The 24262-nt window shown below is 48.1% G+C and carries 25 protein-coding genes, 1 tRNA gene and 1 pseudogene; 11 read left to right on the plus strand and 16 right to left on the minus strand.

The window, feature by feature from the left end; genetic code table 11:
• Window positions 1-235: 235 nt before the first annotated feature.
• Complete coding sequence (locus Q0369_RS08915; RefSeq protein ID WP_298098845.1) at window positions 236-466, plus strand: hypothetical protein; 231 nt, start codon at window positions 236-238, stop codon at window positions 464-466.
• A 116-nt stretch (window positions 467-582) separates the two neighbouring features.
• On the opposite strand, the gene Q0369_RS08920 is transcribed toward Q0369_RS08915, so the two are convergent.
• The 6 genes and pseudogenes from Q0369_RS08920 to Q0369_RS08945 all read right to left on the minus strand — a co-directional run.
• Window positions 583-1587, minus strand: coding sequence for a hypothetical protein (locus Q0369_RS08920; RefSeq protein ID WP_298098848.1), 1005 nt, complete (start codon window positions 1585-1587; stop codon window positions 583-585).
• A 14-nt stretch (window positions 1588-1601) separates the two neighbouring features.
• Window positions 1602-2159 carry a CDP-diacylglycerol--glycerol-3-phosphate 3-phosphatidyltransferase gene (gene pgsA / locus Q0369_RS08925; RefSeq protein ID WP_298098928.1) on the minus strand — a complete coding sequence of 186 codons (558 nt, stop codon included), beginning with the start codon at window positions 2157-2159 and terminating at the stop codon, window positions 1602-1604.
• Window positions 2156-2935, minus strand: a complete 780-nt coding sequence (locus Q0369_RS08930) for an enoyl-ACP reductase (RefSeq protein ID WP_298098851.1) — start codon at window positions 2933-2935, stop codon at window positions 2156-2158. The genes pgsA and Q0369_RS08930 overlap by 4 nt, the downstream gene beginning before the upstream one ends.
• On the minus strand, window positions 2936-3832 hold the full coding sequence (gene dapA / locus Q0369_RS08935; protein WP_298098854.1) for a 4-hydroxy-tetrahydrodipicolinate synthase: 897 nt from the start codon (window positions 3830-3832) through the stop codon (window positions 2936-2938). It lies immediately after the preceding gene.
• A complete protein-coding gene (locus Q0369_RS08940) occupies window positions 3825-5078 on the minus strand; it encodes a pitrilysin family protein (RefSeq protein WP_298098857.1) in 1254 nt (417 codons plus the stop codon). The genes dapA and Q0369_RS08940 overlap by 8 nt, the downstream gene beginning before the upstream one ends.
• Before the next feature lie 1067 nt (window positions 5079-6145).
• Window positions 6146-7198, minus strand: a pseudogene (locus tag Q0369_RS08945) (quinone-dependent dihydroorotate dehydrogenase); the annotation flags it as partial.
• Window positions 7199-7268: 70 nt separating this feature from the next.
• Here Q0369_RS08945 and Q0369_RS08950 point away from each other — a divergent pair.
• A complete protein-coding gene (locus Q0369_RS08950; protein ID WP_298098860.1) occupies window positions 7269-7487 on the plus strand; it encodes a hypothetical protein in 219 nt (72 codons plus the stop codon).
• A gap of 66 nt (window positions 7488-7553) precedes the next feature.
• Here the strand turns inward: Q0369_RS08950 and Q0369_RS08955 are convergent, their stop codons facing one another.
• The 6 genes from Q0369_RS08955 to Q0369_RS08980 form a co-directional block, all read right to left on the minus strand.
• Window positions 7554-8600, minus strand: a complete 1047-nt coding sequence (locus Q0369_RS08955) for a hypothetical protein (protein ID WP_298098862.1) — start codon at window positions 8598-8600, stop codon at window positions 7554-7556.
• Window positions 8601-8611: 11 nt separating this feature from the next.
• On the minus strand, window positions 8612-8911 hold the full coding sequence (locus Q0369_RS08960) for an AtpZ/AtpI family protein (protein WP_298098865.1): 300 nt from the start codon (window positions 8909-8911) through the stop codon (window positions 8612-8614).
• A gap of 31 nt (window positions 8912-8942) precedes the next feature.
• A complete protein-coding gene (hemL, locus tag Q0369_RS08965; RefSeq protein WP_298098868.1) occupies window positions 8943-10214 on the minus strand; it encodes a glutamate-1-semialdehyde 2,1-aminomutase in 1272 nt (423 codons plus the stop codon).
• Window positions 10211-10657, minus strand: coding sequence for a cytochrome C oxidase subunit III (locus tag Q0369_RS08970; protein ID WP_298098871.1), 447 nt, complete (start codon window positions 10655-10657; stop codon window positions 10211-10213). The genes hemL and Q0369_RS08970 overlap by 4 nt, the downstream gene beginning before the upstream one ends.
• A complete protein-coding gene (locus tag Q0369_RS08975) occupies window positions 10654-11895 on the minus strand; it encodes an ArsS family sensor histidine kinase (protein WP_298098873.1) in 1242 nt (413 codons plus the stop codon). Before Q0369_RS08975 ends, Q0369_RS08970 begins: the two co-directional genes overlap by 4 nt.
• A 483-nt stretch (window positions 11896-12378) precedes the next feature.
• Window positions 12379-13056 carry a response regulator transcription factor gene (locus Q0369_RS08980; protein WP_297882598.1) on the minus strand — a complete coding sequence of 226 codons (678 nt, stop codon included), beginning with the start codon at window positions 13054-13056 and terminating at the stop codon, window positions 12379-12381.
• A gap of 326 nt (window positions 13057-13382) precedes the next feature.
• On the opposite strand from Q0369_RS08980, the gene Q0369_RS08985 reads away from it, so the two are divergent.
• From Q0369_RS08985 to Q0369_RS09005, 5 genes are all read left to right on the plus strand, one after another.
• Complete coding sequence (locus Q0369_RS08985) at window positions 13383-13679, plus strand: HU family DNA-binding protein (RefSeq protein ID WP_291937435.1); 297 nt, start codon at window positions 13383-13385, stop codon at window positions 13677-13679.
• A gap of 71 nt (window positions 13680-13750) precedes the next feature.
• A tRNA-Leu gene (locus Q0369_RS08990) sits at window positions 13751-13837 on the plus strand.
• Between the two features lie 115 nt (window positions 13838-13952).
• Window positions 13953-15386: an acetyl-CoA carboxylase subunit A gene (locus tag Q0369_RS08995; protein ID WP_298098876.1), complete on the plus strand. Its 1434-nt coding sequence runs from the start codon at window positions 13953-13955 to the stop codon at window positions 15384-15386.
• A gap of 9 nt (window positions 15387-15395) precedes the next feature.
• Window positions 15396-15680 (plus strand): hypothetical protein, encoded by a 285-nt coding sequence (locus Q0369_RS09000; protein ID WP_298098879.1) that lies wholly within the window; start codon window positions 15396-15398, stop codon window positions 15678-15680.
• A complete protein-coding gene (locus Q0369_RS09005; RefSeq protein WP_298098882.1) occupies window positions 15673-16407 on the plus strand; it encodes an arginyltransferase in 735 nt (244 codons plus the stop codon). Before Q0369_RS09000 ends, Q0369_RS09005 begins: the two co-directional genes overlap by 8 nt.
• A gap of 630 nt (window positions 16408-17037) precedes the next feature.
• Here Q0369_RS09005 and Q0369_RS09010 read toward each other — a convergent pair.
• The 4 genes from Q0369_RS09010 to Q0369_RS09025 form a co-directional block, all read right to left on the minus strand.
• Complete coding sequence (locus Q0369_RS09010; protein WP_298098884.1) at window positions 17038-17856, minus strand: ATP-binding protein; 819 nt, start codon at window positions 17854-17856, stop codon at window positions 17038-17040.
• Window positions 17857-18631: 775 nt separating this feature from the next.
• Entirely contained in the window at window positions 18632-19354 is a 723-nt protein-coding gene (gene lptB, locus Q0369_RS09015; RefSeq protein ID WP_298098887.1) for an LPS export ABC transporter ATP-binding protein, read from the minus strand.
• A complete protein-coding gene (gene tsaE / locus Q0369_RS09020; protein WP_298098891.1) occupies window positions 19347-19754 on the minus strand; it encodes a tRNA (adenosine(37)-N6)-threonylcarbamoyltransferase complex ATPase subunit type 1 TsaE in 408 nt (135 codons plus the stop codon). The genes lptB and tsaE overlap by 8 nt, the downstream gene beginning before the upstream one ends.
• Window positions 19738-19983, minus strand: a complete 246-nt coding sequence (locus tag Q0369_RS09025; RefSeq protein ID WP_297904011.1) for an RNA-binding S4 domain-containing protein — start codon at window positions 19981-19983, stop codon at window positions 19738-19740. The genes tsaE and Q0369_RS09025 overlap by 17 nt, the downstream gene beginning before the upstream one ends.
• 88 nt (window positions 19984-20071) lie before the next feature.
• On the opposite strand from Q0369_RS09025, the gene Q0369_RS09030 reads away from it, so the two are divergent.
• The 4 genes from Q0369_RS09030 (at window position 20072) to hslU (ending at window position 23774) form a co-directional block, all read left to right on the plus strand.
• Window positions 20072-21292 (plus strand): argininosuccinate synthase, encoded by a 1221-nt coding sequence (locus Q0369_RS09030; RefSeq protein ID WP_298098896.1) that lies wholly within the window; start codon window positions 20072-20074, stop codon window positions 21290-21292.
• Window positions 21293-21473: 181 nt separating this feature from the next.
• On the plus strand, window positions 21474-21917 hold the full coding sequence (gene rplI / locus Q0369_RS09035) for a 50S ribosomal protein L9 (RefSeq protein ID WP_298098900.1): 444 nt from the start codon (window positions 21474-21476) through the stop codon (window positions 21915-21917).
• Window positions 21910-22458: an ATP-dependent protease subunit HslV gene (hslV, locus tag Q0369_RS09040; protein ID WP_298098903.1), complete on the plus strand. Its 549-nt coding sequence runs from the start codon at window positions 21910-21912 to the stop codon at window positions 22456-22458. The genes rplI and hslV overlap by 8 nt, the downstream gene beginning before the upstream one ends.
• Window positions 22455-23774 carry an HslU--HslV peptidase ATPase subunit gene (gene hslU / locus Q0369_RS09045; RefSeq protein ID WP_040303649.1) on the plus strand — a complete coding sequence of 440 codons (1320 nt, stop codon included), beginning with the start codon at window positions 22455-22457 and terminating at the stop codon, window positions 23772-23774. The genes hslV and hslU overlap by 4 nt, the downstream gene beginning before the upstream one ends.
• Window positions 23775-24262 lie beyond the last annotated feature (488 nt).

Here is a 24262-nt window from a genome sequence, read left to right on the forward strand (position 1 = left end):
TGGGCTAAGCTTACTATGATTTTGTAAATTTTAAGCTTAGATCGCCGTTTAAAGCCTTAGCTGGCTTTTTTAAATTTGATTAGCTTTTAAACTTAGCCCGCCGCCGCTTCGGGCTGTAAATTTAGTTAAATTAAAGGCGCGCGGCGGATGGAGGACGAGAGGAATTTAAAATTTAAAAGCAAAATTTCATCGCGAGATTTTACGGAGCGGATTATAAAATTTCGCCGCGCGGAGCTTGTGCTTTGAACTGCCGCTATGCTTTGAAATTTCATTATGTTTTGACAAGTCGTCATGCTCTAAAATTTTGTCGCGCTTTGAAATTCCGTCATGTTTTGAAACACTGCTGCGCCGCCCTGAAATTTTGCGCGGCGGTTTAAACGAAATTTTACGCCGTGAAATTTTGCACGGCGGAATTTTATCTTTTAAATTTTATAGGTTTGTACATCGCTGTGCACATACAGACTAAGCATCTATAGAATTTTATCGGTAAAATTTGAACGTGAAATTTTAAAATTCCGCGCTACTAAAATAGGTGAAATTTTACGCTGAAATTCTATCGCTAAAACCCACTAAGCGCGGGTTCTAACGCTTTGCGATGAGGTTTTGTAGCTTCACAATACATTGTTTTAGTTTGATAAAAAATTCTGATTCTTCAAATGAATGTAAGATCAAGCTTAGTTTAAATTTTTCATCTATTAAATTTGGACTAAAGCCCTTTAATCCGCTTTCGCAAGTGGATCTAAACATTTTGCGTATTAGTCGTTTTATTTTGCCTTGCGTCGGCGCGGCGCTGCGATCGCCTAAAATTTCTATTTTCTTTATCTTATAGCCAATTTCATTTATTCCATCTACGGTTTTGTTGGAAATTTGCTTTAGCACTATATTTGCGTGGTATTCGTAATAACCGTGATTGTAATGAGTAAGCGTAAAAAGATCATTACTGCCAGCCGAGCCCACTTTTATAAGAAAAATCTCGTTTAGCTCCTTTGAGATACACCACAGACCATCTATCTCATCTCGGCTTAAGCTAGCTAGACCGTGTTGATTTCTAAATGGATTTATGATTTGCTCTAGGTTATCCTCAAAGCGGTATCCATCAATCAAAAATCTACCTACATAATCAATGTTGTAATCCAGGGCATCTATTAGCAAAACATTTTCATTTTCGGCGTTAAGGGCGTCTTGTAAAATTTTAAAAATATCGCTTTTGCTGAGCTTGCCGTTACTTCTCGGTTCTAGCGCATAGAGTTTATGGATACGTCGCTTCTGTCCATTTATCATCCTAAAATCGCCGAACCAAGCGCCGTAAGTAATGACTGTATCAAACATTTTGCCTTGATAATACAATCTATATGCGTTAAAATCTAAATTACAATGATCCCAAAAGCCGCTAAAGCTCCCGTAGTTTATGAGCCATGCGCCAAGCTCTCTATCTATGCGCCAGCTTAATTCTATAGAAATTTCAGGATAACATCTAAAAGGCAATCGCTTTTTAGAAATTTTGTTTCTAATATCTTTTTCTACCTTATTGAGCTTATACTTTCTTGCATTTTCTTCGCCGATTTTTTCTTCAACTGCGAAAGCCATATCTAGCCTAAAATTTAGCCTTTTTTCGTAGCCTTGGCATATGCCGCGACGTATTCAAAGCCCGAATATAGCGTCAGCGCAACTGCGATCCAGAGTAGGGTGTTTGCATAGGGCCACTGCATCGTTAGCCAGCCGATAGCGATCATCTGAAAGACCGTTTTTACCTTACCCGCCATCGACGCGGCGACCTCTACGCCGTCGCCCGCCATCGCCACGCGAAGACCAGTGATGAAAAACTCGCGGATTAGGATCAGATAGATCGCCCACGGGCTAGCGCGCCCGATAAACATAAGCCCCAAAAAGCCCGCAAGCGTCAGCATCTTATCAGCGAGCGGATCGATGATGGCGCCTAGTTTGGTCTTCTGGTTCCAAGAGCGCGCGATGTATCCGTCGAAAAAGTCCGTGACGGAGGCGATTACGAAGACTAGCGCGGCGAAATAATCGATCCAGCTGACGTGCACCGAGCCTACCATGTCGCCGTTTGCATGGCCTGCTAGTAAGATCAGCCAGAAAAACAGCGGCGCCAGCGCAACGCGAAAACTCGCTAAAATATTGGGTAAATTTAGCATTATTTAAAGGTCGTTCCGCCGTCGACGATGAAGGTGTGCCCCGTCACCCAGCTAGCCTTGCTCGAGCATAGAAATAAACATGCTCCCGCCAGATCCTCCGGCTGCCCCATACGTCCTAGCGGGCTAAGCTCGGCGGTCTTGTCGCGGACCTCTTCGTAGTTTGTAAAGGCTCTAAGTGCGTCCGTCTCTATCGGTCCGCCGCTAACGACGTTTACGCGGATGTTTTTTTCGCCGAGCTCGGTCGCGGCGTAGCGTGCCATCGCCTCAACTGCGGCTTTCGCCGTGCCGTGACCCGCGTAGTTTTCGATATAGACTAAATTTCCCGTGGAGCTAAGCGATATGATCGAGCCACCGCCTACCGCCTCCATGCGTTTTGCAGCTTCTTGTGCGCCCACGACGAAGGCATTTACGGTCGCCGTAAAGATATTATTGATACCGCGCGGCTTTAGTCTCATAAATTTAGTGTATCCGCCCGCGACCGCGCGACCCGAGATGATGGCGTTTGAGATGAAAAAATCCACTCGCGCAAAATCCTCATCGATCTTGGCAAAGAGCTCCTTGTAGGTCTCTGGCTCTAAGATATTGAGCGCATAAGCGCGCGCCTTGATGCCGTAGGTCTTCTCAAGATCGGCTGCTTGCGAAGTCGCCAGCTCCTCGTTGGAATTATACGTAAAAGCGATATTTACCCCCGCAGCTGCGAATTCCAAAACTATCGCCCTGCCTATGCCTCTCGTGCCGCCGCTGATAACTAGCGTTTTTCCTTTAAATTCGTTCGTCAATTAAAATCCTTTGATAGTGTATTGTTTCATTACGTTTTCTATTTTTTTGAGGTTTTCCGCGCTCGGCTCGCAAAGCGGCAAGCGGTACTCCAAGCTCGGCGTCAGACCTGCGATATACATCGCCGCTTTGATCGGGATCGGATTGCTCTCGCAGAATAAAATTTTATTGATCGCGTAGAGATCGTCGTTGATCTGCTTGGCTTTTAAAAACTCATTTTGCAGCGCAAATTTCGTTAGCTTTGCCGTGTAATCGGGCAGTAAATTTGCCGTAACGGAGATCACGCCCTTGCCGCCGTTACTTAGGATCGGATAGTTGATCGCATCCTCACCGCTAAGCACGCTAAGGCGCGGCTCGTGCGCGAGCAGATCGACGCATTTATCGATGCTGCCGCTGGCTTCTTTGACGCCGTAGATGTTCTCGCAGTCGTTAAAAAGCTTGATGATCGTATCTGCGGCTATGTCGCAGCCGGTGCGACCCGGGACATTGTAGAGCAGTACCGGCAGATCTACCGAGCTCGCGATTGCTTTATAGTGCAGATAGAGTCCCTTTTGGGTGGGTTTGTTGTAGTAGGGCGCTACGGATAAAATTCCGTCCGCGCCGTGAGCCTGTGCAAACTGCGCTAGCCCGATCGCTTCGTGAGTTGCATTGCTGCCTGCGCCCGCTAGTACCTTGACGTCCGTGTCCTTGCACGCATCTACGGCGATCTCGATACAGACGCGATGCTCGTCGTGCGTCAGCGTCGCACTCTCGCCCGTGGTACCGACGGGTACGACCGCGCTTATGCCGTTTGCGATCTGTCTTTTGATAAGCTTGGAGTAGGTCTGCTCGTCGAGTTTGCCCTCTTTAAAAGGCGTGATCAGCGCCGTCATAGAGCCGATTATGACATTTTTATTCATCGTTTTCCTTTCGTAAGATAATGCTTGTGGAGCTTTTAAGGCTTAGATAGGTTTTCATCGCTTTTTTAACCGCGTTTTTATCTAGACTTTTGATCTCGCGCTCCAGCCTAAATAGCGCGTCCAGATCGCCGCGGACGATGTAGCTGCCATACATCTGCGCTACCTTGCTAGCGCTGTCGAGGGAGTAGATCAGATCGCTACTTAGGGTGTTTTTGATCTTTAACATATCGTCGTCGCTTATTTTAGCTTTTTTGGCTTTTTCGATCAACGCTAAAATTTCACTCCTCAGCGTCTTGCCGCTTACGCCTTGGTTGCAAACGGCAAAGACTATAAATAAATTCTCATCCTTACCGCTCATATCGTAGATGTTGATCTGATTGGCGAGCTTTTTCTCATCGACCAGCACGCGCTGCAAAAGCGAGCTTTTGCCGCCGCTAAGATATATATCCATCGCTTTGATCGTCGCGGCGTCGGCGTGGTTAAACGGTGAAATTTTAAAAGCGACCGCAACGATCTGCGCTTCGCTGTTTTTGTAAATAATGCTAAGCTTCTCACCGTCTTGCGCAGGCTCGGTGCAGTGAAGGCGCGGAATTTCGCCCTTGTTTTTTACGGGCGCGAAGTATTTTTTAGCCGCATCAAACGCCGCCTTTTCGCCGATGTCGCCGGTGATCAGCAGCACGGCGTTTTGCGGCTGATAAAATTTAGCGTGAAATTCCTTGATATCTTTGATGTTCCAGTTTTCGATGTCCTTGCGAAAGCCGATCGGCGTCCAGTGGTATGGATGGTACAAAAACGCAGCGTTATAGAGCCTGAAAAATAGGTATCCGAACGGATCGTTATCGGTGCGCCATAGCCGCTCTTCAAGCACGACCTTGCGCTCGGGCTGAAATTCTTTGTCTTTGAGGCTTAAGTTTTGCATGATGTCGGCGTAAAGATCCAAGCAGACCTCTAAATTTGAGCTCGCGCACTTGATGAAGTAGTGCGTGTAATCAAAGCCCGTACTTGCGTTGTTCACGCCGCCGAATCCCTTTACGATCGCGTCGAACTCGCCCGCCTTGCGATTTTTCGTGGATTTAAAATTTAGATGCTCCAGCATGTGCGCGATGCCGCTTTTGCCCATCACCTCGTCGCGCGAGCCGACGTTGTAAAACACGTCCACGCTGATGACGCCGCTGCCTTTATTCATCGGAATGTGATAAATTTGAAGCCCGTTTTGCAGCGTGATTTTCTTAAATTTCGGAAACATTAATCTTTTTTCGCCTTTCGTTTTTTGCTTGAGTTTTGCTCTGCGTCTTGGGCGCCGCTCGCTTCTTTGGCCTCTTTAAGCTCTTTGGTCTCTTTAGCCTCGGCATTTTTAGTTTTGGCACTGCTTTGCTTTACGTTTTTGACCTTAGAACTTTTGCTTTCTGCGCTGCTTTTTGGCGCGGCTTTAGTTTTAGAATTTTTACTTTCTATGTCGTTTTTTGGCGTGGCTTTGGTCGCGGTTTTATTTTTAGATGTGGTTTTAGTTGCGGTTATATTTTTCGGCGCGGTTTTTGTTTTGACGGTTTTGCTTGCCGTGTCGCCTTGCTTTGTCCTTTTAGCCTCTAAATTTTCGCTTTTTGCATCGCTTTTCGAGAGATTTTTTGCTTCAGTGTCCTTCTGCTGCGCAGTATTCTGGACGGTATTCTTCTGAGAAGCGTCATTATCCTTTGCAGTATCTTTTTGTGCGGCGTCTTTTTGCTTAGCGTCCTTGGAAATTTTACCGCGTTTGGAACCTGCGCCACTTTTTAAAATTTGGCTTCGCTTTTGATCCGCATCGCTTTTGGAGGTAGTTTTTGAAATTTTATCCTGCTTATGATCCACGCTGCCTTGCTTTGCGTTTTTAGCCTCTAAATTCTCGCTCTCTGCGCCGTTGCGCTTTGTGTTTTTAACCTCGGAATTTTCGCTTTTTGTGCCGCTTTGTTCGGCCGAGCTTTGATCCGTCGCGGTATCTGCGCTTACCAAGGTGCTTAAATTTGCCGAAGTGCTAGAATTTTCGTCCGATTCAGAGATTGAGTTTGTTTGAGCGGTTGGAATTTCATCTGTTTGAACGGCGGGAATTTCATCAGCTTGGGCGCTCGATATCTCGCTTTTGCCGTCGTTTGAAATTCCATCCGTTTCCTTACTTTCGGGCGCACTTGAAATTTCATCCGTCTCCTCGCCTTTGGCCGCGTTTAAAATTTCGTTTGGTTTAGCGCCAGCTCCTTTATTTTCGCAAGCGCGCAAATCCGAGCCGTCGCCGCGATTTTCGGCGTGATCGCCTCTGATGCCATATCCTTCGCCCGCGCGATCTTTTAAATTTACCCCGACCGCCTCGCTTATGTTATTGAAACCGTCTACGCGCAAAAGCCCCGCCAGCCCCTCGTTGATCGATTTTGCGACGAACGGACCTTTGAAGATAAAGGCGGTAAAAATTTGAACCAGGCTCGCACCCGATTTGATGCGCTCGTAGGCCTCCTGCGCGCTGTCTATGCCGCCGCAGCTGATTAGGATCGTGCGGCCGAAGAGCTCGCGAGCGACCTGTGCGAAAAGCTCGCGCGATTTTTCGGTGATCAGCCTGCCACTTAAGCCGCCGAAGTTCCTAGCATTGGGGCTTAGCGAATAATCAACGCTGGTGTTGTTTATGATGATGCCGCTTGCGCCGCTTTGCACCGCGCACTCGCACAGCGCGATCGCCTGATCCGCGCTCATATCGGGCGCCAGCTTTAAGACGAGCGGCCTGTTCGTGATCTTTTTCATCGCTCCGATCAGCTCGCTTATGAAGTTGTTTTCTTGCAAAGCGCGCAGATTAGGGGTGTTTGGCGAGCTTACGTTGATGATGAAAAAATCGCACAGCCCGTTAAATTTACGACCCAAGGCCTCGTAATCGCTCAGCGCGTCCTCGTTCGGAGTGACCTTATTTTTGCCGATATTTGCGGCGATCGGGATTTTAAAAGGATAAATTTTTCGCACGCGATGCTCGATAATATCGGCACCCTCGTTGTTAAAGCCCATCGCGTTTTGGATACTCTGCTCGCTAACGAGGCGAAAAAGTCGCGGCTTTTCGTTGCCGCTTTGAGGACGCGGCGTAAAGGTACCAAAATCGATGTGTCCGAAGCCAAGAGCCGCCAGTGGCGCGATCATCGTGGCGTTTTTGTCGAATCCGCCCGCGATACCTACGGGGTTATCAAAGCTGAGATTCCATATATTTTGAGTTAAAATTTCATCTTTATAAACGCCGAATTTCGCCAAAGCCTCAAGCCCGCCCGGGGTCGCATAGAGCGCGCGAAGTCCGAATTCTGCGATCTTGTGAGCGGTTTCTGGATCAAATCGAAAAAAGATTTTTTTCAAGGTATCATAATTCATAATTTTTCCTCAAATTTTGCGTAATGGTAGCTAAAATTTAATTAAATATAGATAAGGATTTCGCGCTGAATTGCAATTTGCGGCGGTTAAATTTAATTTTAGAATTATACGAGAAATGCTGCGTAAAATTTCTACGGCTTGCAATGAGCGGTTTAAATTTACGCAGAAGTTCAAAGATGTGCGGCGTAAATTTTATAAATTTAGCCCGCCCGGGTACGTGCCGAAATGCGCGGTGTCCGTGGCGCAGCTCGCGATGGTGGGCGTTGCCGCGATTTTATCCTGCGTCTGACTGCACTCAATTCCGCTGAAGCTAAATTTTAAAATTTAAAGCGTCCCAACTCGCGCAGTTTGAGCTTTAGCGCGCGTCTTTGTCAGCTAAGGCAGCAATCATCGTACCTAGAGGAATGATCGTAACGCCCAAAATAATCGCCAGCGGGTTTAGCAAGGACAGCTTGGCAAGCAGATAGATCGCCGCCACGAGCGCCGCGTAGGACAAAATTTTAAACGGAGAGAAAAATGCCCCCGCAAAATTGCTCCGCACCTCGCTCCGCTCAAGCTCACCCTCAAAATCATCCGTGCCTTCGAAGCCATCCTTTGATTTGTCGCGAACGGCGGCACCTAGCTTGCCGTTACCTGCGCCATCGCTATGATTGTTGCGATCTGCGCCGTCACTCCAGCCGCCGCTATCTACGCCGTCGTCCAGGTCGCCGCTCGCTCCGCCTTTCAAATCGTCGCAACGCTCGTCTATGCCGTCTTGCGAACTATCGCTAGCTTCGTCGTCTATATCGCTTTGCGAGTTTCCGCAAGTCTTGCCGTCATTCGTTTTAAATTTATCGGCGGCGCACCCAGCGGAGCTTGCGGTACGCTCGGTAGAGTTTGCGGCGTGCTCGGCGGCGATTTCGTCGTGCAGGGCGCAGCTATCGCCGTTTTCGGTGCGGGTCTCGCTGCTTGTGAAATTTACGGCGTCTTCGGAATTTTGCGCGTTTGAAATTTCGACGCCTGAATTTGCGCCGCTAAAATTTTCGCTATTTAAAATTTCGCATCCACAAGTTTTGCCGTATGAAATTTTATCGCCGCTGCTTGCGTCGCCTCGGTTTTCGCCGTGGCTTGTGGAATTCGTATCGCAGGAGGAAGTTTCGCTGCTTATGAAACATGCGGAATTTTTAGAGCTTTGCTGCAAAATTTCATCGTATTTACCGGCTCTTAGCTCATCTTCTATCTTGTTTCGGTAAGCGCGAAACGAAAAATATATCGCGCCGAATGCACCCAAAAATCCCGCTTCCAAGCTAAGAAGCCACGCAAGCGCCCGCACGCCGAAAGAGCCCGTGCCGAAAAACCCGCCGCCGCAAAGCGCTAGCCCAAGCAGGGCAAACGCCGCGTTTAGCGCGCAGTATATGAGCAAAAACCGCCTATTCAATCCCGCTCATCCCATTCATCGTCATTGTCGAAATTTTTCGGATCCGCCTTGTATTTCGGATCGTCCTCGAGCTCTTTTAGGCTCGAATTTAGCGCCTTGCACGCACGGTAAACGTTCAAAAACGCCGCTGCGATGCCGATGGCGATGCCAAGCCAGAGCAAAATCAGCGAGCCCGTGAGATGCTGCAGCCCAAGTCCGATCGCTACTCCGATGCCGATCGCTACGACGATTGAGATGCCTAGGCTGATGTCGCAGGCGCCCTTTACGATTTTGTTTAAATTTTTCGTTACTCTCATCTAAAATCCGTAAAATTTTAAAACGCAGCCCTCAAAGCGCCGCCATCGCTTCATCCGCCGCGTTTAGCGCAAAGTCGATCTGCGCTTCGTCCATCGTGGAGCAGATAAAGCCCGTCTCAAACTGACTAGGCGCCAAAAATACGCCGCGCTTAATCATCTCGCCGTGAAATTTCGCAAAGCGCGCGGTGTCTGCCCGCAAGGCGCCGTCGTAGTCGCGCACCTCTTCGTCTGCGAAAAAGTAGCCGAACATCGAGCCTACGCAGCTGGTTTGCAGTGCGATGCCGCGGCGCTGTGCTATGGCGCAAAGCCCGTTCGTGAACCTGCGGGCAAGCTCACCAAGCCTTTCGTAAAGTCCGTCGCTAGCGTAAATTTTACTTAGACTGGCGATGCCCGCAGCCATTGCGACGGGGTTTCCGCTTAGCGTGCCTGCTTGATATACCGCTCCTAGCGGGCTTATCATATCCATAATTTCGCGCTTGCCTGCAAACGCCGCTACGCTCATACCGCCGCCGATGACCTTGCCGAAGGTTACCAGATCGCCGCGGACGCCGTAGATGCCGTAGCTGCTTAGCTCGCTCGCGCGAAAGCCGCTCATTACCTCGTCGATTATCAGCACGATCTTTTTCTCGTCGCACAGCGCGCGAAGCTCGGTTAAAAATTTAGGATCCGCAGGCACTAAGCCCATATTTCCCGCGATCGGCTCGATGATGATCGTGCCGATGTCGTTTTGCGCTAGGACGTCCTTTACGCTTTGTATATCGTTGTATCTGGCTAGGTAGGTGTTTTTTGCGACGTCCTGCGGCACGCCCGCGCTGCTTGCGTTACCGAAGGTGCTTGCGCCGCTGCCTGCTTTGACGAGCAGGCTGTCGCTGTGGCCGTGATAGCAGCCCTCAAATTTTAAAATTTTATCCCGTCCGCTAAAGGCGCGCGCAAGACGGATCGCGCTCATCGTGGCTTCGGTGCCGCTGCTGGTAAAGCGGATCTTATCTAGGAAATCGAAATTTTTTAGCACGAGCGAGGCAAGCTGCGTCTCAAGCGGGCTGGATGCGCCGAAGCTTAGCCCCTTTTTTGCGGTTTGCACGACGGCGCGCTCTATGTCTGCATCGGCGTGGCCGAAGATGAGCGGGCCCCAGCTCTGCACGAAGTCGAGATATTTTTTGCCCTCGACGTCGTAGATGTACGAGCCCTCGCCGCGATCTACCATAAAAGGCTCGCCGCCTACGTTGCCGAATGCTCGCACCGGCGAATCGACGCCTCCGGGGATAAGTTTTTGCGCTGCTAGAAATTCGTCGTGATTATTCATTTTTTCTCCTTCTTTTTGGGTTGATTTATCGACTTTATATATTTGTAGATGATGATGATCTCGTTTTGCGTCAGGAAGTAGCTTGGCATCACGTCGCGCGAGCTGCTGATCCCGTCGGCGAGCTCCTGAAGCGAGAGAGCGTTGATCGGCGGCGCGTTTAGGGCGCGCTCGTAGTAGGCGCCCGCGGTGCGGTTAAATTCTTTATATTTTACAATGAGCGAGCCCTCTCCCTTTTCGCCGTGGCACTTGTCGCAGCCCACGCCGCGCGGGTTTTTGTACAGCATCGCGCCGTACTCCTCGTCGGTGATGAAGCTCTCGGCTTGTACGCCGCGAGGTAGAAAAAATATGGTCGCGGTTAAAAATAGCGCTAAAAATATGAAATTTCGCATCTTCTCGTTTCGAATTTTTGGCGCAATAATATAAAAAATGTGCTTAAATTTCATAACGTCGCTATCTTTTCGATCCCCTCGAAATAAAAGACGTTTAGCTCATCCTGCCTGCGGTAGAGGAATTTTAGCCCGTGCGCCTTGGCGATATTATCGACGATGTAAAGCCCTAGGCCGAAGCTTTGCTTAGCGTTCGTGCCCTTGACGAAGGCCTCTTTGTAGTAGCTAAAATCCTTCTGCAGCGGCTCTCCTAGCGTTATGAAGTCCATCGTCTCGGCGTTTAGGCGGATTAAAATTTTACCGTCTGCGGCGTATTTGACGGCATTGTCTATTAAATTTTTCACCGCGACGCAAAAGAGCTTCAGATCAACGTTTAAGCTCAGGCCTAGCGGATTTTGCAGCGTGACGCAGCCGGGCTCGATCATCGCGATACTAAGCGCTTCTTTTAAAATTTCATCCATTGAAAAAATTCCGCGTTCGACTAGTGCCGTGCCCGCAGTCGCGCGCTCGACCGCCGCAAATTCGTTGATTAGGCTCTCTAGCCGCTCAAAGACCGAGATGAGGCGCTCTTGATTTTTACCGTGCTCGATCATCTCGACGGCGATGCGACCCTTTGTGATGGGGGTTTTGAGCTCGTGCATTATGTTTCGCAAAAACAGATGGCGCGATTCGTTAAGCTTATTTATCTGCGTGACCGCCTCGTAAAATGCGTGCGAAACCTCGGAAATTTCGTCGTTTCCCGCGCTTACGTCCTTGATCTGAAGATCGCCTTTAGCAAATTTATCGATCTGGCGCTTAAGCTTGCGAAGAGGGCGAATTTTGCGGATGATAAAGATATACGCAAGCAGGATGATCACCAAAATGACGCCGTAGATCGCTTTGAAAATATCGTAGCGGTAGGGCTGATAATCCTTGTCGTTTAAAAGTCGCGTCTCGCCCGCGTGGGTGATCTTTAGATAGTGTTTGCGTTTAAAAAGCAAGATATCCGCAGAGCCAATGTCTGCGGAGATGCTATCTAAAATTTCGGCGCCTTTGATGATCTCATCGCGCTTGGCTTCATCGCGGATGGTCGAAAACTCGAAATTTGCGACCTGCCGTTCGTATTCGACATCGCTGATGAGCTTGCTCATCTGATATAGGTTCGCGCGCGCGACGATGGAGTACTTGGAGTTTAGCTCGCGGGTGTAGTTTTGCTGATCGTAGCCGATGAGCCAGAGTATAGCGAGCGAAACGCCCACGGCAGCGAGCGTGAAGATGAACGTGATGGTGTAAAAAATCGACGATCTTACTTTCATTAAATTTATATGATCCTTAAATTTTTAAAATTTCAAAGCTTTGAAGCCGCGGGCTTGTTTTGGCTCTGCGCGCGGACCGGCTTACTCGGCTTTAAATTTACGGCGCGTCTTAAAGGCGCGGCGCGTAAATTTTAAAATTTCACCGCAAAGCAGGGCGCTTTTAAATTTAGCAGCCGCGCCGCTTTAAATTTTAAAATTTTTCCCGCTGCCCTGGGCCCTGCTTTTTATAACTCGTTCTGCGCGTAGAGCCGAATTGCTCGTCGAATTCGACGATAAAATTTCGCGCGCATCTAGCCGCGTGCTAAATTTATAACTACAAAATTTTATCGTAAAATTTTAACGCTTCAGTTGCGGCGTCTTAAATTCAAGGGGCAAAATCGCGCGAGCCGGCTTGCGATTTCAGTTTCGCCGCGCGAGTGCCTATTAAATTTAGAGCCGCGAGCGGCTAAATTCTATCGCGCCGCCCGCCGGACGCAAGCCCGCCTACTGTATCAGCTTATAGCCTACGCCGCGGATTGCGTGGATGTAGCTTGGCGCCTTGGACGTTTCGCCAAGCTTTAGGCGGATGCGACCGATGATGACGTCGATGCTTTTGCTCGAGGATTCCTCGCTTATGGAGCTGCAGTTGTAGATGAGCTCCTCGCGGGTGATCGCGCCGCCTTCCTTTTTGATGAGATACGAAAGCACGTCGTATTCGGCGATGGTGAGCGACAGCGGCTGTCCTTTGAAGCTGATGACGTGGCGGAAATCATCCACTTCGAGGTCTTTTTTTGGCTTTGCGGCGCGCTGGAGCGAGTTTATGTCGTAGCGCTCGATGTGGCGTTTGATGCGCGCTAAAAGTTCTTGCGGATTATAGGGCTTTGGCAGATAGTCGTCCGCGCCGAAGTCAAAAGCGTTGATCTTGTCGGTCAGATCGTGGCGGGCGCTTGAGATTATGATCGGTATATCGGTGTTTTTGCGGATCTCTTTGCAGACCTCAAGCCCGTCCATCCCAGGAAGCGTGAGGTCTAAAATCACAAGGTTGAAATTTTCTAAATTTAGCTTGGAAAGCCCCAAAAACGGATCGTCCGCGACGGTGATATCAATATCGTATTGTTGCAGATATTCGCTTAAAATTTCGGCGAGTTCTAAATCGTCCTCTATCATTAAAATTTTAGTCATAAAAAACCTTTGAAATTTTGCGCGGATTATAACAAAATATAGTTTATATATTTTAAAGCGGCAAATTTGGGCGAAATTTTATAAAAATGAAGCGCAGAGGGGTAAAATTTTGAAATTTTTTGAAATCGGGCAAAATTCCAAAAATCAGCTCTAAAAATATGGTGAAATTTTGAAATTTAAAGAAGCAAAATCTGAAAAATTGACGAATTTGGGCTAAAATCGGCTAAATTTTGCCGATTTTTGCGTTTTTTTCTTAAAAAACTATTGTATTTTTTGCGAAACTATTGTAGAATACCGCCCAAACCACTTTATTTTAAAGGATTAGCATGAAAAAAGCTGATTTTATCCAGGTAGTTGCCGATAAGGCAGGTCTTTCTAAAAAAGATACTGTTAAGGTAGTTGATTCTGCACTTGAGGCTATCAAAGAGCTTTTGGTAAAAGGTGATGACATAAGCTTCATCGGCTTCGGATCTTTCGGTATTGCAGAGCGTGCAGCTCGCGAGGGTAAAGTTCCTGGCACAAACAGAACTTACAAATCTCCTGCTACTAAAGTAGTAAAATTTAAAGTCGGTAAACAGCTAAAAGAGGCTGTTGCAGCTGCAAAAGGCAAGAAGAAAAAATAATTTTCTTGCTCCAGGCCCCGCTTGTCGGGGCTTATCTTTTTTAAATTTATACAATCATAACTTTTCAAAATGCCCGAGTGGTGAAATTGGTAGACGCACCAGACTCAAAATCTGGCGAGGGCGACCTCGTGTCGGTTCGATTCCGACCTCGGGCACCATAAAACTTCTTTAAATTTTATCCGTAATTTCAACCGCCTTTTGCAAATTTCAACTTGCTATAAAATTTTTTATACTATTATTACCGCGGTATTTCTTTAAAAGAGGCAATTATTTATGATACGTAAAATTCTTATCGCTAATCGCGGCGAGATCGCGGTTAGGATCATTAGGGCCTGCAGAGATCTGCATATCGGAAGCGTCGCGATCTACACCAAACCCGACGTTGATTGCTTGCACGTAAAAATCGCCGACGAGGCCTACGAGGTAAGCACCGATGCGCTAAAAGGCTATCTGGACGCCAAAAAGATCGTCGAAGTCGCCAAAGAGTGCGGCGCTGATGCGATACATCCAGGATACGGCTTTTTGAGCGAGAATTACGACTTTGCAAGAGAGGTCGAGGATGCGGGTATTATTTTCATCGGCCCGAAACCCGACGTTATCCGCAAAATGGGCAACAAAAACATCGCTCGCTACCTGATGCGCAAAAACGGCATCCCGATCGTGCCGGGCACCGAAAAGCTTAATCACGAGAGCATGGATACGATCAAAAAATATGCGCGCGAGATTGGCTATCCTGTGATTTTAAAAGCTAGCGGCGGCGGCGGCGGACGTGGTATCCGCGAGGTGTGGGACGAGAAGGATATGCAGAGCGCCTACGACTCGTGCACGAGGGAGGCGAAGACCTTTTTTAACAACGATGAAATTTTTATGGAAAAACTCGTCGTCAAGCCGCGCCATATCGAGTTTCAGATCATCGGCGATAATTACGGCAACATCATTCACCTCTGCGAGCGCGACTGCTCGATCCAGCGCCGCCACCAAAAGATTATCGAGATTGCGCCGTGTCCTTCCATAAGCGAGCATCTGCGAAAGACGATGGGTACGACCGCGGTAGCTGCGGCAAAAGCGGTGAATTATACCAATGTTGGCACGGTGGAATTTTTGCTTGACGATTACAACAACTTTTATTTTATGGAGATGAATACCCGTATCCAGGTCGAGCACGGCATCACCGAGGAAGTTACGGGCGTCGATCTGGTAGTGCGCCAGATCCGCATCGCAAACGGCGAAATTTTAGAGCTTGAGCAAAGCGACATTAAGCCGCACGGATATGCGATCGAGGCTAGAATCACTTCCGAAAACGTCTGGAAAAATTTTACCCCCGTTCCCGGCACCGTTAGCGATTATTATCCAGCGCTAGGTCCTTCCGTACGCGTCGATAGCCACATCTACAAAGGTTATAAAATTCCGCCGTTTTACGACTCGCTTCTAGCCAAGCTAATCATCAAAACCACCGACTACGACCTGGCCGTCAATAAGCTAGAGCGCGCGTTGAAGGAGTTTCGCATCGAGGGAGTGCGCACCATCATTCCGTTTTTGCTCAGCATCAGCAAGTCGCGCGAGTTCCGACTCGGCTTTTTTGACACGAGCTACGTCGAGAAAAATTTAGACAAAATTTTAGAAAACACCATCGACGATATGCAGCCGAATAAAAACGAAGCGATTGCTGCGATCATCGCTGCGATGCGCAAATCGGCGCGGATTTAGGAAAGAGTTATGGATTTTTTAGATAGCCTAAAAGATATAAAAAAGGATATGCTTAAGGACAAGGCGGCAAGCTCCGCGCCCAAAAAGCCCAAAAAACCTAATCCAAATCGCGACGAGTTTAAAGATATTTTTAGAGATGATGATTTAAGCTTGCAAAGCGAAAACGGCTTAGACGGCGTCGTGACGGAAGAGCTTGACGTAGCCAAAGAGAGCATCGCCGCACGCGAAAATCGCCTCAAAGACGAGTTTTTAAAATACGTGGACGCGGCGAATATCAAAAAGCTGAATGACTGAAATTCCATTTTGTACGCTGGATTTTTCTTGTCCTTATCTGGACGGCAGAGCCGCGCGCAGCGAGTATCTCTACATAAAAGACTGCGACTTCGAATATAATTCAAGCTTAGTGCAGCACGGCTACCGCCGCTTCGGCAGGTATTTTCAAAAGCCCATTTGTGCAGCCTGTGCGGAGTGTAAAAGCCTACGCGTCGATGCCGCAAATTTTAAATTTAGCAGATCGCATCGTCGCGTCTATAAAAATAATCGCACGACCGCCTATGTATGGCAATCTCGCCCGCTTTTAAACGATGCGCGTTTGGAGCTTTTCGCGCTCTATCACGACTACATGCATCTAAAAAAGGGCTGGCCTGTGCAAGAGATCGATTTTGAGCGATATGACGAAATTTACGTCCAAGGCCACGGCGACTTCGGCAAAGAAATTTCTTACTACGGCGAGGACGGGCGGCTTATCTGCGTCGATCTCATCGATATCGTGGATGACGGCATCAGCTCGGTGTATTGCTACTACGATCCGTATCTGCCGCATCTAAGTCTGGGTAAATTTTCGCTTTTAAAACAGATCGAGTTTGCCCAAGATCTGGGGCTGCGCTGGATCTATCTAGGCTATGCGGTTAAGCAGTGCCCGAGCCTGGCGTATAAATTTAGCTACGAGCCGTATGAAATTTTAAACTCATACGTAGAGCTTGACGCTCCCGCCGTGTGGGAGGGGCGCGTAGAAAGGTAGGTTCCACGCGCGGGTGTCCCAGAAGTAGCCTAAATAGACATACGCGCTGCGCGGAAAAATGGGCTCCACTTGCCTTTACGGACTGTAAATACGCGGCACGCGGTAGAGGTTATTCCGCCGCGCAAAATTCGGTCGCGCAGATACGACGCGGTATGTAAAAGTGCCTCTCATCGTTAAAATTTACGCTGAAATTTTGCGCGCTATGAGTCTTTGAGGCTTTTGAGTCACGGCAGGCGTTAAATTTTGCGCTGAAATTTTGCGCCGCTCGGCCTGCGAAAATATCTGCAGCGAGGAAATTTAAAAGGAGGGCAGATGAATTTGCAAATTTTACGGCAGGCTCGGCATTTACGTGTCGCAAGACGGCACGCGCGGCTTTTGATCGTATTTGGCTCTTGAGTGCGCGCGAAAAAGGACGATTAGTTTCGTAATATAACTCTCACGCTGCCGCAATTAGCCTTGGCGCTGCGACCGGCTTCGGCATTGACCTAATTTCGGTATCACGATCGGCTATAGCGTCGCAACCGACGCCGCTACGTAAGCGGCGAAGCGCAAAAAGATGGCTTATAAAGCACGATATTGCATATATTTTGTAAAATTTAAGCAAACTGCGAAGCGCAATAAGACGACCGGTTACGGCAAATTTATTAGCTCCACCTTGTTTTCCAGCGTTTTTGGGATCAATAAAACCTTGCCGTCGCTTGAGATGTCCGCGGGTCTTTGCATCGCGCCGAGGTTTATTTTGCGTATTTGTCCGTTCGCATCGATACGCCAAATTTTGCCGCTTAAAAGGTCCTCGCCCCAGTCGCTAATTAAAATTTCGCCGTTTTTTCCGCGCGCTATGCCGTAGAAAACCCCTTTCATATCGGCAAATATCGAAATTTCGCGAGATTTCAAATCCATGCTTAGCACGCGCCCCGAAACCTTTCCACTAAGATCGAATGTAGTGATCAGAAGCTTATCGCCTTTAGCCAAAAGTCCGTTTGGGCTGCCTAGCGATGGATCGATGCGCGCAAACTCATCCGCGGTGCGCGAGAGCAGGTCGATGCGCCAGATTGTCCCACGCGCGGGATCGCTTGCGAGCAAAACTTCGCTGCCGAGCGCTACGACGTCGTTTAGGGCCTGTGCTCCCTCGATTTTTAGATTGAAAATCTCCTGGCCTTTGGCAAAACCCCTGATCGTATCGATATCACAGACATAAAGCACGTCTGCGATCTGCGCCATTCCGCCCGGATTTACCAGATCGTCTATAAAATTTGTCTCAACGACACCCGAGTTTTTTACTATACGGCTGATGAAGCCGTCGCGCTCTTGTGGATCTTCACTACTGCCGCGATTTGCGATATAAAAAGCGTCATCGGTAATGAGCGAACCACTAGGTGCGCTAAATCCGTCGATCTCTAGGCCAAAAAGCGCGCCCGCCAAGGCGCACGAAAGTAGAACTTTTTTCATAATCTCTCCTTGATCTCGCCAAAATTTTAAGAATTTTAAAATTTTAAGGGAAGCGACGAGTGCCGGGTTAAAATTTTAAAATTCGCAGCGAGCTTTAAGATGAGCGAAATTTAAACCCGCAGAGCAAATAAAAGTGTAATTTTAATTAAACAAGGCGGCTTAATCGGCAAAATTCTAGCGGGTCGGAAGGCCTTGCTTCGCGCGTCGCTTTTAATTTGATGTGTCGAAGCCGAAGTGAGTAGGTTTGTGTGCGCTTTGGTTTACGCTGCCGCTCGCGGAATTACGCCGTGAAATTTAACCACATCACGAGACCGCAGGCGTCTTCGCATACGTAATTTATTTGAGGTTGTTGCTTTAAAATTTTAATTCTACGAGCGGATATTCTTTTGCAAATTGTGGGCGTGATTTTGGTGCGCAGACGGCGGCGCCGTGTTTATAAAACGGCTCGCGCTTTAGAATTCGGCCGAATTTAAACAAAGCGCGATTAAAATGCGATTTAAATTTTATGTACCACGGGTGTAAATTGCGGTCGCGAAAAGAGAACCTGCTGCAAAAAATTATTTAAAATTTACAGTGTACAAAACGCCCTTTGAAATTTAAAAATTTTAAAACGAGTCTATATGCTCTTTAAAAATTTAATACGCGAAATTCAAGTGCACGGCTAGTCGCAGCCGTTTGCTTGAATTTTAAATCGTAAAACTTAAATTATAGAATTTAACCGCGCGCGCCGAAAAAAAGGGGGGGGGAGCTGAAAATATAAAGCGCCCTTGCCGGCTTAGATACTAAAATCCTCGCCGAGGTAGAATTTACGGACATTCGGATCGTTAGCTATCTCTTTTGCGGTGCCGCCGGCGAACAGCTCGCCATCTTTGATGACGTAGGCACGGTCGCAGATCGCAAGCGTTTCGCGGACATTGTGATCGGTTATGAGCACGCCGATGCCAAGATCGCTTAAATCGCGCACGATGCTTTGGATGTCGCTAACGGCGATCGGATCGACGCCCGCAAACGGCTCGTCCAAAAGCAAAAATTTCGGCGTTATCATCAGGCTTCGCGCGATCTCGCAGCGTCTGCGCTCGCCGCCGCTTAGGCTCACGCCTTTGCGCAATCTGATCGGCTCGATGTTGAGCAGATTTAACATCTCATCGACCTTTTGCGAGGCCTCCGCTTTATTTTTATAGGTAATCTCTGCAGCGAGCATTAAATTTTCCTCAACGCTGAGCTCCTTAAAGATGCTGCTTTCTTGTGGTAGGTAGCCGATGCCGAGCTTGGCGCGCTTATGAAGCGGAACCTTTGCGATGCTGCTCTCATTAAACAAGATATCGCCACCGCTAGCGCTTATCAGCCCGCAGATCATATAAAACGTCGTGGTTTTGCCCGCTCCGTTGGGCCCTAGCAGCCCCACGATCTCGCCATTGTAAAGCTCTAGCGAGATTCCTTTGATGATCGGCGTGCCTTTTATGGTTTTTTTAAGACCCCTGACTTCCAGTTTATGCATAGCTTACCTCGTATTTTCGCCCTTGCGCGTGCTGCGTGATCCTCACTACGCAAAAATCAAGCTCATATTTTTTAAGTAAATTTATCAAATTTTCATCCGCCCATTCGATTAGATGAAGTCCCTCTTCAAATAAATTTTCAAATAGCCCGTTTTTTAAAATCCCCTCGCAGCCGCCGTTATAGATGTCGTAATGATAAATTTGTCCGTAGTTTTGCATGATCGAAAATGTAGGCGAGCTCACGTGCTCGTCTAACCCATGCGCCCGCACGATCGCGCGCGCAAGCGTTGTTTTGCCGGCGGCGAGACCCCCGATTAGCAATATTATGCCGCTTTTTGGCAGAGCCTGTACGAGGCGCGAAATTTCATCCTCGCCGCAGAGTAGTTCAAAGCTCTTGGACATACTTTGCCTGCTCGCTTTTGGGCGTATTTTTTGCGCTAGGAAAGGCTAGGACTTTAAAGCTTTGTTTTCTATCCAAAAAGCTTATCGTGATAACGTCGCCGATTTTAAGCTCTTTGGCGGGCTTTGCTACTGCGCCGTTTACGGCCACGACGCCGCTTTTGCACATATCTTCGCTGATGGCGCGCCGCTTGGTGATATTGACTGCGTTTAAAAATTTATCGATTCTCATAGGCGTGAGTTTAGCGATATTTGCCTTAAAAGCAACTATTAAACTATTTTTGGTAGAATTTCGCCAAATTTTACGTAAAGGATTTGAGATGGCAAAAGATGTAAAAAAGGTCGTTTTGGCGTATTCCGGAGGACTAGATACTAGTATTATTTTAAAGTGGCTCGGCGATACTTACGGCTGCGATGTGGTGACTTTCACCGCAGATATCGGTCAGAATGAGGATTTGGAGCCGATCAAAAACAAAGCTGTGAAACTGGGCATCAAAAAGGAAAATATCTTCGTAGAGGATCTGCGCGAGGAATTTGTGCGCGATTACGTATTTCCGATGTTCCGTGCAAATGCGGTTTATGAGGGCGAGTATCTTTTGGGCACATCGATCGCGCGCCCGTTGATCGCTAAAAAGCTAGTCGAAATCGCGAAAAAAACCGGCGCGGACGCCATAAGCCACGGCGCTACCGGTAAGGGTAACGACCAAGTCCGCTTCGAGCTTGGCGCATACGCGCTAAATCCCGATATTAAGGTGATTGCGCCGTGGAGGCTGTGGGATTTGAACTCTCGCGAGAAGCTTCTTGCTTACGCTAAGAAAAACGGCATCGACATCGCCTCAAAGCCCGGCAAGTCGCCGTATTCGATGGATGCGAATATCCTTCACATCTCCTACGAGGGCTTGGTGCTGGAAGATCCCGCCCATGCGCCTGAAGAGGATATGTGGCGATGGACCGTAAGCCCTAAAAATGCGCCAGATAAGAGCGAGATCATCGAGATTGAATACAAACACGGCGATCCCGTAAAGCTAAATGGCAAAGCGCTTAAGCCGCACGAGATGCTAGCGGCGCTTAACGAGCTCGGCGCTAAAAACGGCATCGGCAGGCTCGATCTTGTTGAAAACCGCTACGTCGGTATGAAGAGTCGCGGCTGCTACGAAACTCCGGGCGGCACGATCATGCTAAAGGCTCACCGCGCGATCGAGAGCATCACGCTAGATCGCGGCGCGGCGCATCTAAAAGACGATCTGATGCCGCGTTACGCCGAGCTCATCTACAACGGCTTTTGGTTCAGCCCGGAGCGCTTGCTGCTTCAAGAACTGATAAATAAATCCCAAGAGCATGTAAACGGCAAGGTTAAGCTAGAGCTTTATAAGGGCAACGTGATCGTGCTGGGCAGGGAAAGCAAGAGCGATAGTTTGTTTAATACCGATTTCGTGACGTTTGAAGAAGATAAAGTTTTTAATCAAAAAGACGGGGACGGATTTATCAAACTAAGCGCGTTAAGATTTATCATCGCGGGCAAGAACGGACGCAAGCTTTAGCTGAAATTTTGCCTCATAGCGGTAAGGCGTGCAGGCGGATTTCACAAAACGAAATTTTAAAATTTATCGAAAAAATGCGAGCGGCTGCTGGCGGGTTTCATGAAATTTCACTAAATTTCAGATCCGCCCGCGCCGCTTATAAAATTTTATAAATTTAAAGCTAAATTTAAAAGGATAATGGATGAAAGTATTATTGATCAAAGACGTTAAGGGGCTCGGAAAGGCGGGCGAGGTAAAGGAGGTCAAGGACGGCTACGGCAATAACTTCTTAATCGGCAAAGGCTACGCCAAAGCCGCTACGACGGAGGTTTTGCGTAAATTTGAAGCGGATAAGAAAAAGCAGGCCGAGCTTGAAAAATATGAGGTCGCAAGCCTGCAAAAACTAGCCGAGGAGCTAGCTAAGATCCGCGTAAAGATCGTAAAGCAGATGGGCGAGAGCGGCGCGCTTTTCGGCTCGGTTACCAAAGATGAGATCGCAACCGCGCTAAAAGAGCAAAAGGGGATCGAAATCGATAAGAAAATTTTAGAGACCGAGGCTATCAAAACGACCGGGATCTACGACGTAAATGCCAAGCTAAAGCATGGCATAAGCGCTAAATTTGAGATAGAGGTGGCTAGTGTTTGAAGCAACTACCATTTTAGCCTACAAAGGCGCGAAGGGCTCTGTCATCGGCGGCGACGGACAGGTTACGTTCGGAAACACCGTCTTAAAAGGCAACGCGACTAAAATTCGAAAGATCGGCAAAGAGGGTAACGTCTTGGCGGGCTTTGCGGGCAGCACTGCCGATGCGTTTAATCTTTTTGATATGTTTGAAAAGTGCTTAGATGGCGCAAAAGGCGATCTTCTAAGGGCGGTGATAGAATTTAGCAAGCAGTGGCGCAAGGATAAGTATCTGCGAAAGCTCGAAGCGATGATGCTGGTGCTGGACCGCAAAAATATCTTTTTGCTTAGCGGCACGGGCGATGTGGTAGAGCCGGATGACGGCAAGATCGCGGCGATCGGAAGCGGCGGGAATTACGCTCTTAGCGCGGCGCGGGCTTTGGATAAATTTGCAAGCCTAGACGAGGAAGAGCTCGTAAAGCAAAGCCTTAAGGTGGCGGGCGAGATTTGCATTTACACGAATGAAAACATCAAAACATACGCAATTTGGGACGAAAAGAGATGATGACGCCAAAGCAGATTGTAGAGAAACTAGACGAATATATAATCGGACAAAATAGCGCCAAACGCACGATAGCGGTGGCTTTGCGAAATCGCTACCGTAGAATGGCGCTTGAAGATGAGATGAAAAACGAAGTGATGCCCAAAAACATCCTGATGATCGGCTCTACCGGCGTGGGTAAGACCGAGATCGCGCGCAGGCTTTCGAAGATGTTCGGGCTTCCTTTTATCAAGGTCGAGGCGAGCAAATATACTGAAGTAGGCTTCGTGGGGCGCGACGTGGAGAGCATGGTGCGCGATCTGGCAGCTGCGTCGGTAAATTTAGTGCGCGGCGAGGAATTTGAAAAGAACAAAGACAAGATCGATGATTACATCAAGCGTAAAATTTTAGAAAAAGTCCTTCCGCCGCTTCCGCGCGGAGCGAGCGAGGAGAAGATCGCAGATTACGAAAAAAGCTACGAAAAGATGGCTGCTAAGCTCGAGCGCGGCGATCTGGATGATCTTAGTATCGAGATTGAAGTGAGCGAAAACGCGCTTGAATCAAATCCAAATTTGCCGCCCGAGATGGCGAATATGCAGGAAAGCTTCATCAAAGTAATCGGAATTTCGACGCGCAAAAGCAAAAAAGAGATGAAGGTCAAAGATGCCAAAGTTGCCCTTAAAAGCGAGGCTAGCGAGAAGGTTCTCGATATGGAGAGCATCAAAGCAGAGGCCGTTAGGCGTGCGCAAAACGAGGGCATTATCTTTATCGACGAGATCGATAAGGTGGCGGTTTCAAGCGGTAATAGCGGCAGGCAGGATCCGAGCAAAGAGGGGGTGCAGCGCGATCTGCTTCCGATCGTGGAGGGCAGCAGCGTAAGCACGAAATTCGGCAATATCGATACCGATCACATCCTTTTTATCGCCGCGGGCGCCTTTCATATCAGCAAGCCGAGCGATCTAATCCCCGAGCTTCAGGGGCGCTTCCCGCTTCGCGTCGAGCTTGACAGCTTAGACGAGGCGGCGCTGTGTGAAATTTTAACCAAGCCAAAAAATTCGCTTCTTAAGCAGTACTCGGCGCTTTTAAAGACCGAGGGCGTCGAGCTGGAATTTAGCGAGGACGGGGTTAAAGCGATCGCGAAATTTGCGGCAAGCACGAACGAAAAGGTCGAGGATATCGGCGCTAGAAGGCTACATACAATAATGGAAAAGGTGCTTGAGGATATCAGCTTTGAGGCGGATAAGTTTAAAGGGCAAAAGATCGTCGTGGATGAAAAGCTCGTAAGCGAAAAGCTCGCAGGCATCGCAAGCGACGAGGATCTGGCAAAATACATTTTATAAGGTGGCGCGACAGCTACTTTTAGAATTCTATAGAGTCGTGGAATTTTGCGGATAGCGAAAATTATGCGCTCTTAGAATTTGCAAAGCGCTGGAATTTCGGGCGCGAAACGTAGCGAAATTTTAAAATGTGCAGAATTTTATCTTTTTAAATTTGACGATGCTTTGAAATTTTAAGATTGTAAAATTTCAAGGATAATTGAATTCTGCGCGGTGCAAGCTGTATGTCAAGCCGTAGCGCATGGCAGGATAAAATTTAAAATTTCTCGATCAATTTATGAAGTCGCAAAATCTATGGCGCGCAGAATTTGAAGTAGATAAAATTTTGCGCCGAGGCGAGTAAAATTGAGCGCTACCGTGCAGCTTGAAATTTTAAAATTTCACCTGTTTGCGCGGCGTGGGAATTTTAAAATTTCTACGCTCGTGCGGAGTCGGCCTGCACAAAACGAGATTTTAAAATTTACCCGTAAGGGCTTAGCGCTGCGGTTGCA

The sequence above is a fragment of the uncultured Campylobacter sp. genome (genome assembly GCF_938030685.1).
GTDB lineage: Bacteria > Campylobacterota > Campylobacteria > Campylobacterales > Campylobacteraceae > Campylobacter_B.

Bases quoted from the DNA above. Each gene is read 5' to 3' on its own strand.
- Q0369_RS08920 (WP_298098848.1), bottom strand. From the start codon at position 1,587: ATGGCTTTCGCAGTTGAAGAAAAAATCGGCGAAGAAAATGCAAGAAAG.
- dapA (WP_298098854.1), bottom strand. From the start codon at position 3,832: ATGAATAAAAATGTCATAATCGGCTCTATGACGGCGCTGATCACGCCT.
- Q0369_RS08940 (WP_298098857.1), bottom strand. From the start codon at position 5,078: ATGTTTCCGAAATTTAAGAAAATCACGCTGCAAAACGGGCTTCAAATT.
- Q0369_RS08960 (WP_298098865.1), bottom strand. From the start codon at position 8,911: ATGAGAGTAACGAAAAATTTAAACAAAATCGTAAAGGGCGCCTGCGAC.
- hemL (WP_298098868.1), bottom strand. From the start codon at position 10,214: ATGAATAATCACGACGAATTTCTAGCAGCGCAAAAACTTATCCCCGGA.
- Q0369_RS08970 (WP_298098871.1), bottom strand. From the start codon at position 10,657: ATGAAATTTAAGCACATTTTTTATATTATTGCGCCAAAAATTCGAAAC.
- Q0369_RS08975 (WP_298098873.1), bottom strand. From the start codon at position 11,895: ATGAAAGTAAGATCGTCGATTTTTTACACCATCACGTTCATCTTCACG.
- Q0369_RS08980 (WP_297882598.1), bottom strand. From the start codon at position 13,056: ATGACTAAAATTTTAATGATAGAGGACGATTTAGAACTCGCCGAAATT.
- Q0369_RS08985 (WP_291937435.1), top strand. From the start codon at position 13,383: ATGAAAAAAGCTGATTTTATCCAGGTAGTTGCCGATAAGGCAGGTCTT.
- Q0369_RS08995 (WP_298098876.1), top strand. From the start codon at position 13,953: ATGATACGTAAAATTCTTATCGCTAATCGCGGCGAGATCGCGGTTAGG.
- Q0369_RS09000 (WP_298098879.1), top strand. From the start codon at position 15,396: ATGGATTTTTTAGATAGCCTAAAAGATATAAAAAAGGATATGCTTAAG.
- Q0369_RS09005 (WP_298098882.1), top strand. From the start codon at position 15,673: ATGACTGAAATTCCATTTTGTACGCTGGATTTTTCTTGTCCTTATCTG.
- Q0369_RS09010 (WP_298098884.1), bottom strand. From the start codon at position 17,856: ATGAAAAAAGTTCTACTTTCGTGCGCCTTGGCGGGCGCGCTTTTTGGC.
- lptB (WP_298098887.1), bottom strand. From the start codon at position 19,354: ATGCATAAACTGGAAGTCAGGGGTCTTAAAAAAACCATAAAAGGCACG.
- tsaE (WP_298098891.1), bottom strand. From the start codon at position 19,754: ATGTCCAAGAGCTTTGAACTACTCTGCGGCGAGGATGAAATTTCGCGC.
- Q0369_RS09025 (WP_297904011.1), bottom strand. From the start codon at position 19,983: ATGAGAATCGATAAATTTTTAAACGCAGTCAATATCACCAAGCGGCGC.
- Q0369_RS09030 (WP_298098896.1), top strand. From the start codon at position 20,072: ATGGCAAAAGATGTAAAAAAGGTCGTTTTGGCGTATTCCGGAGGACTA.
- rplI (WP_298098900.1), top strand. From the start codon at position 21,474: ATGAAAGTATTATTGATCAAAGACGTTAAGGGGCTCGGAAAGGCGGGC.
- hslU (WP_040303649.1), top strand. From the start codon at position 22,455: ATGATGACGCCAAAGCAGATTGTAGAGAAACTAGACGAATATATAATC.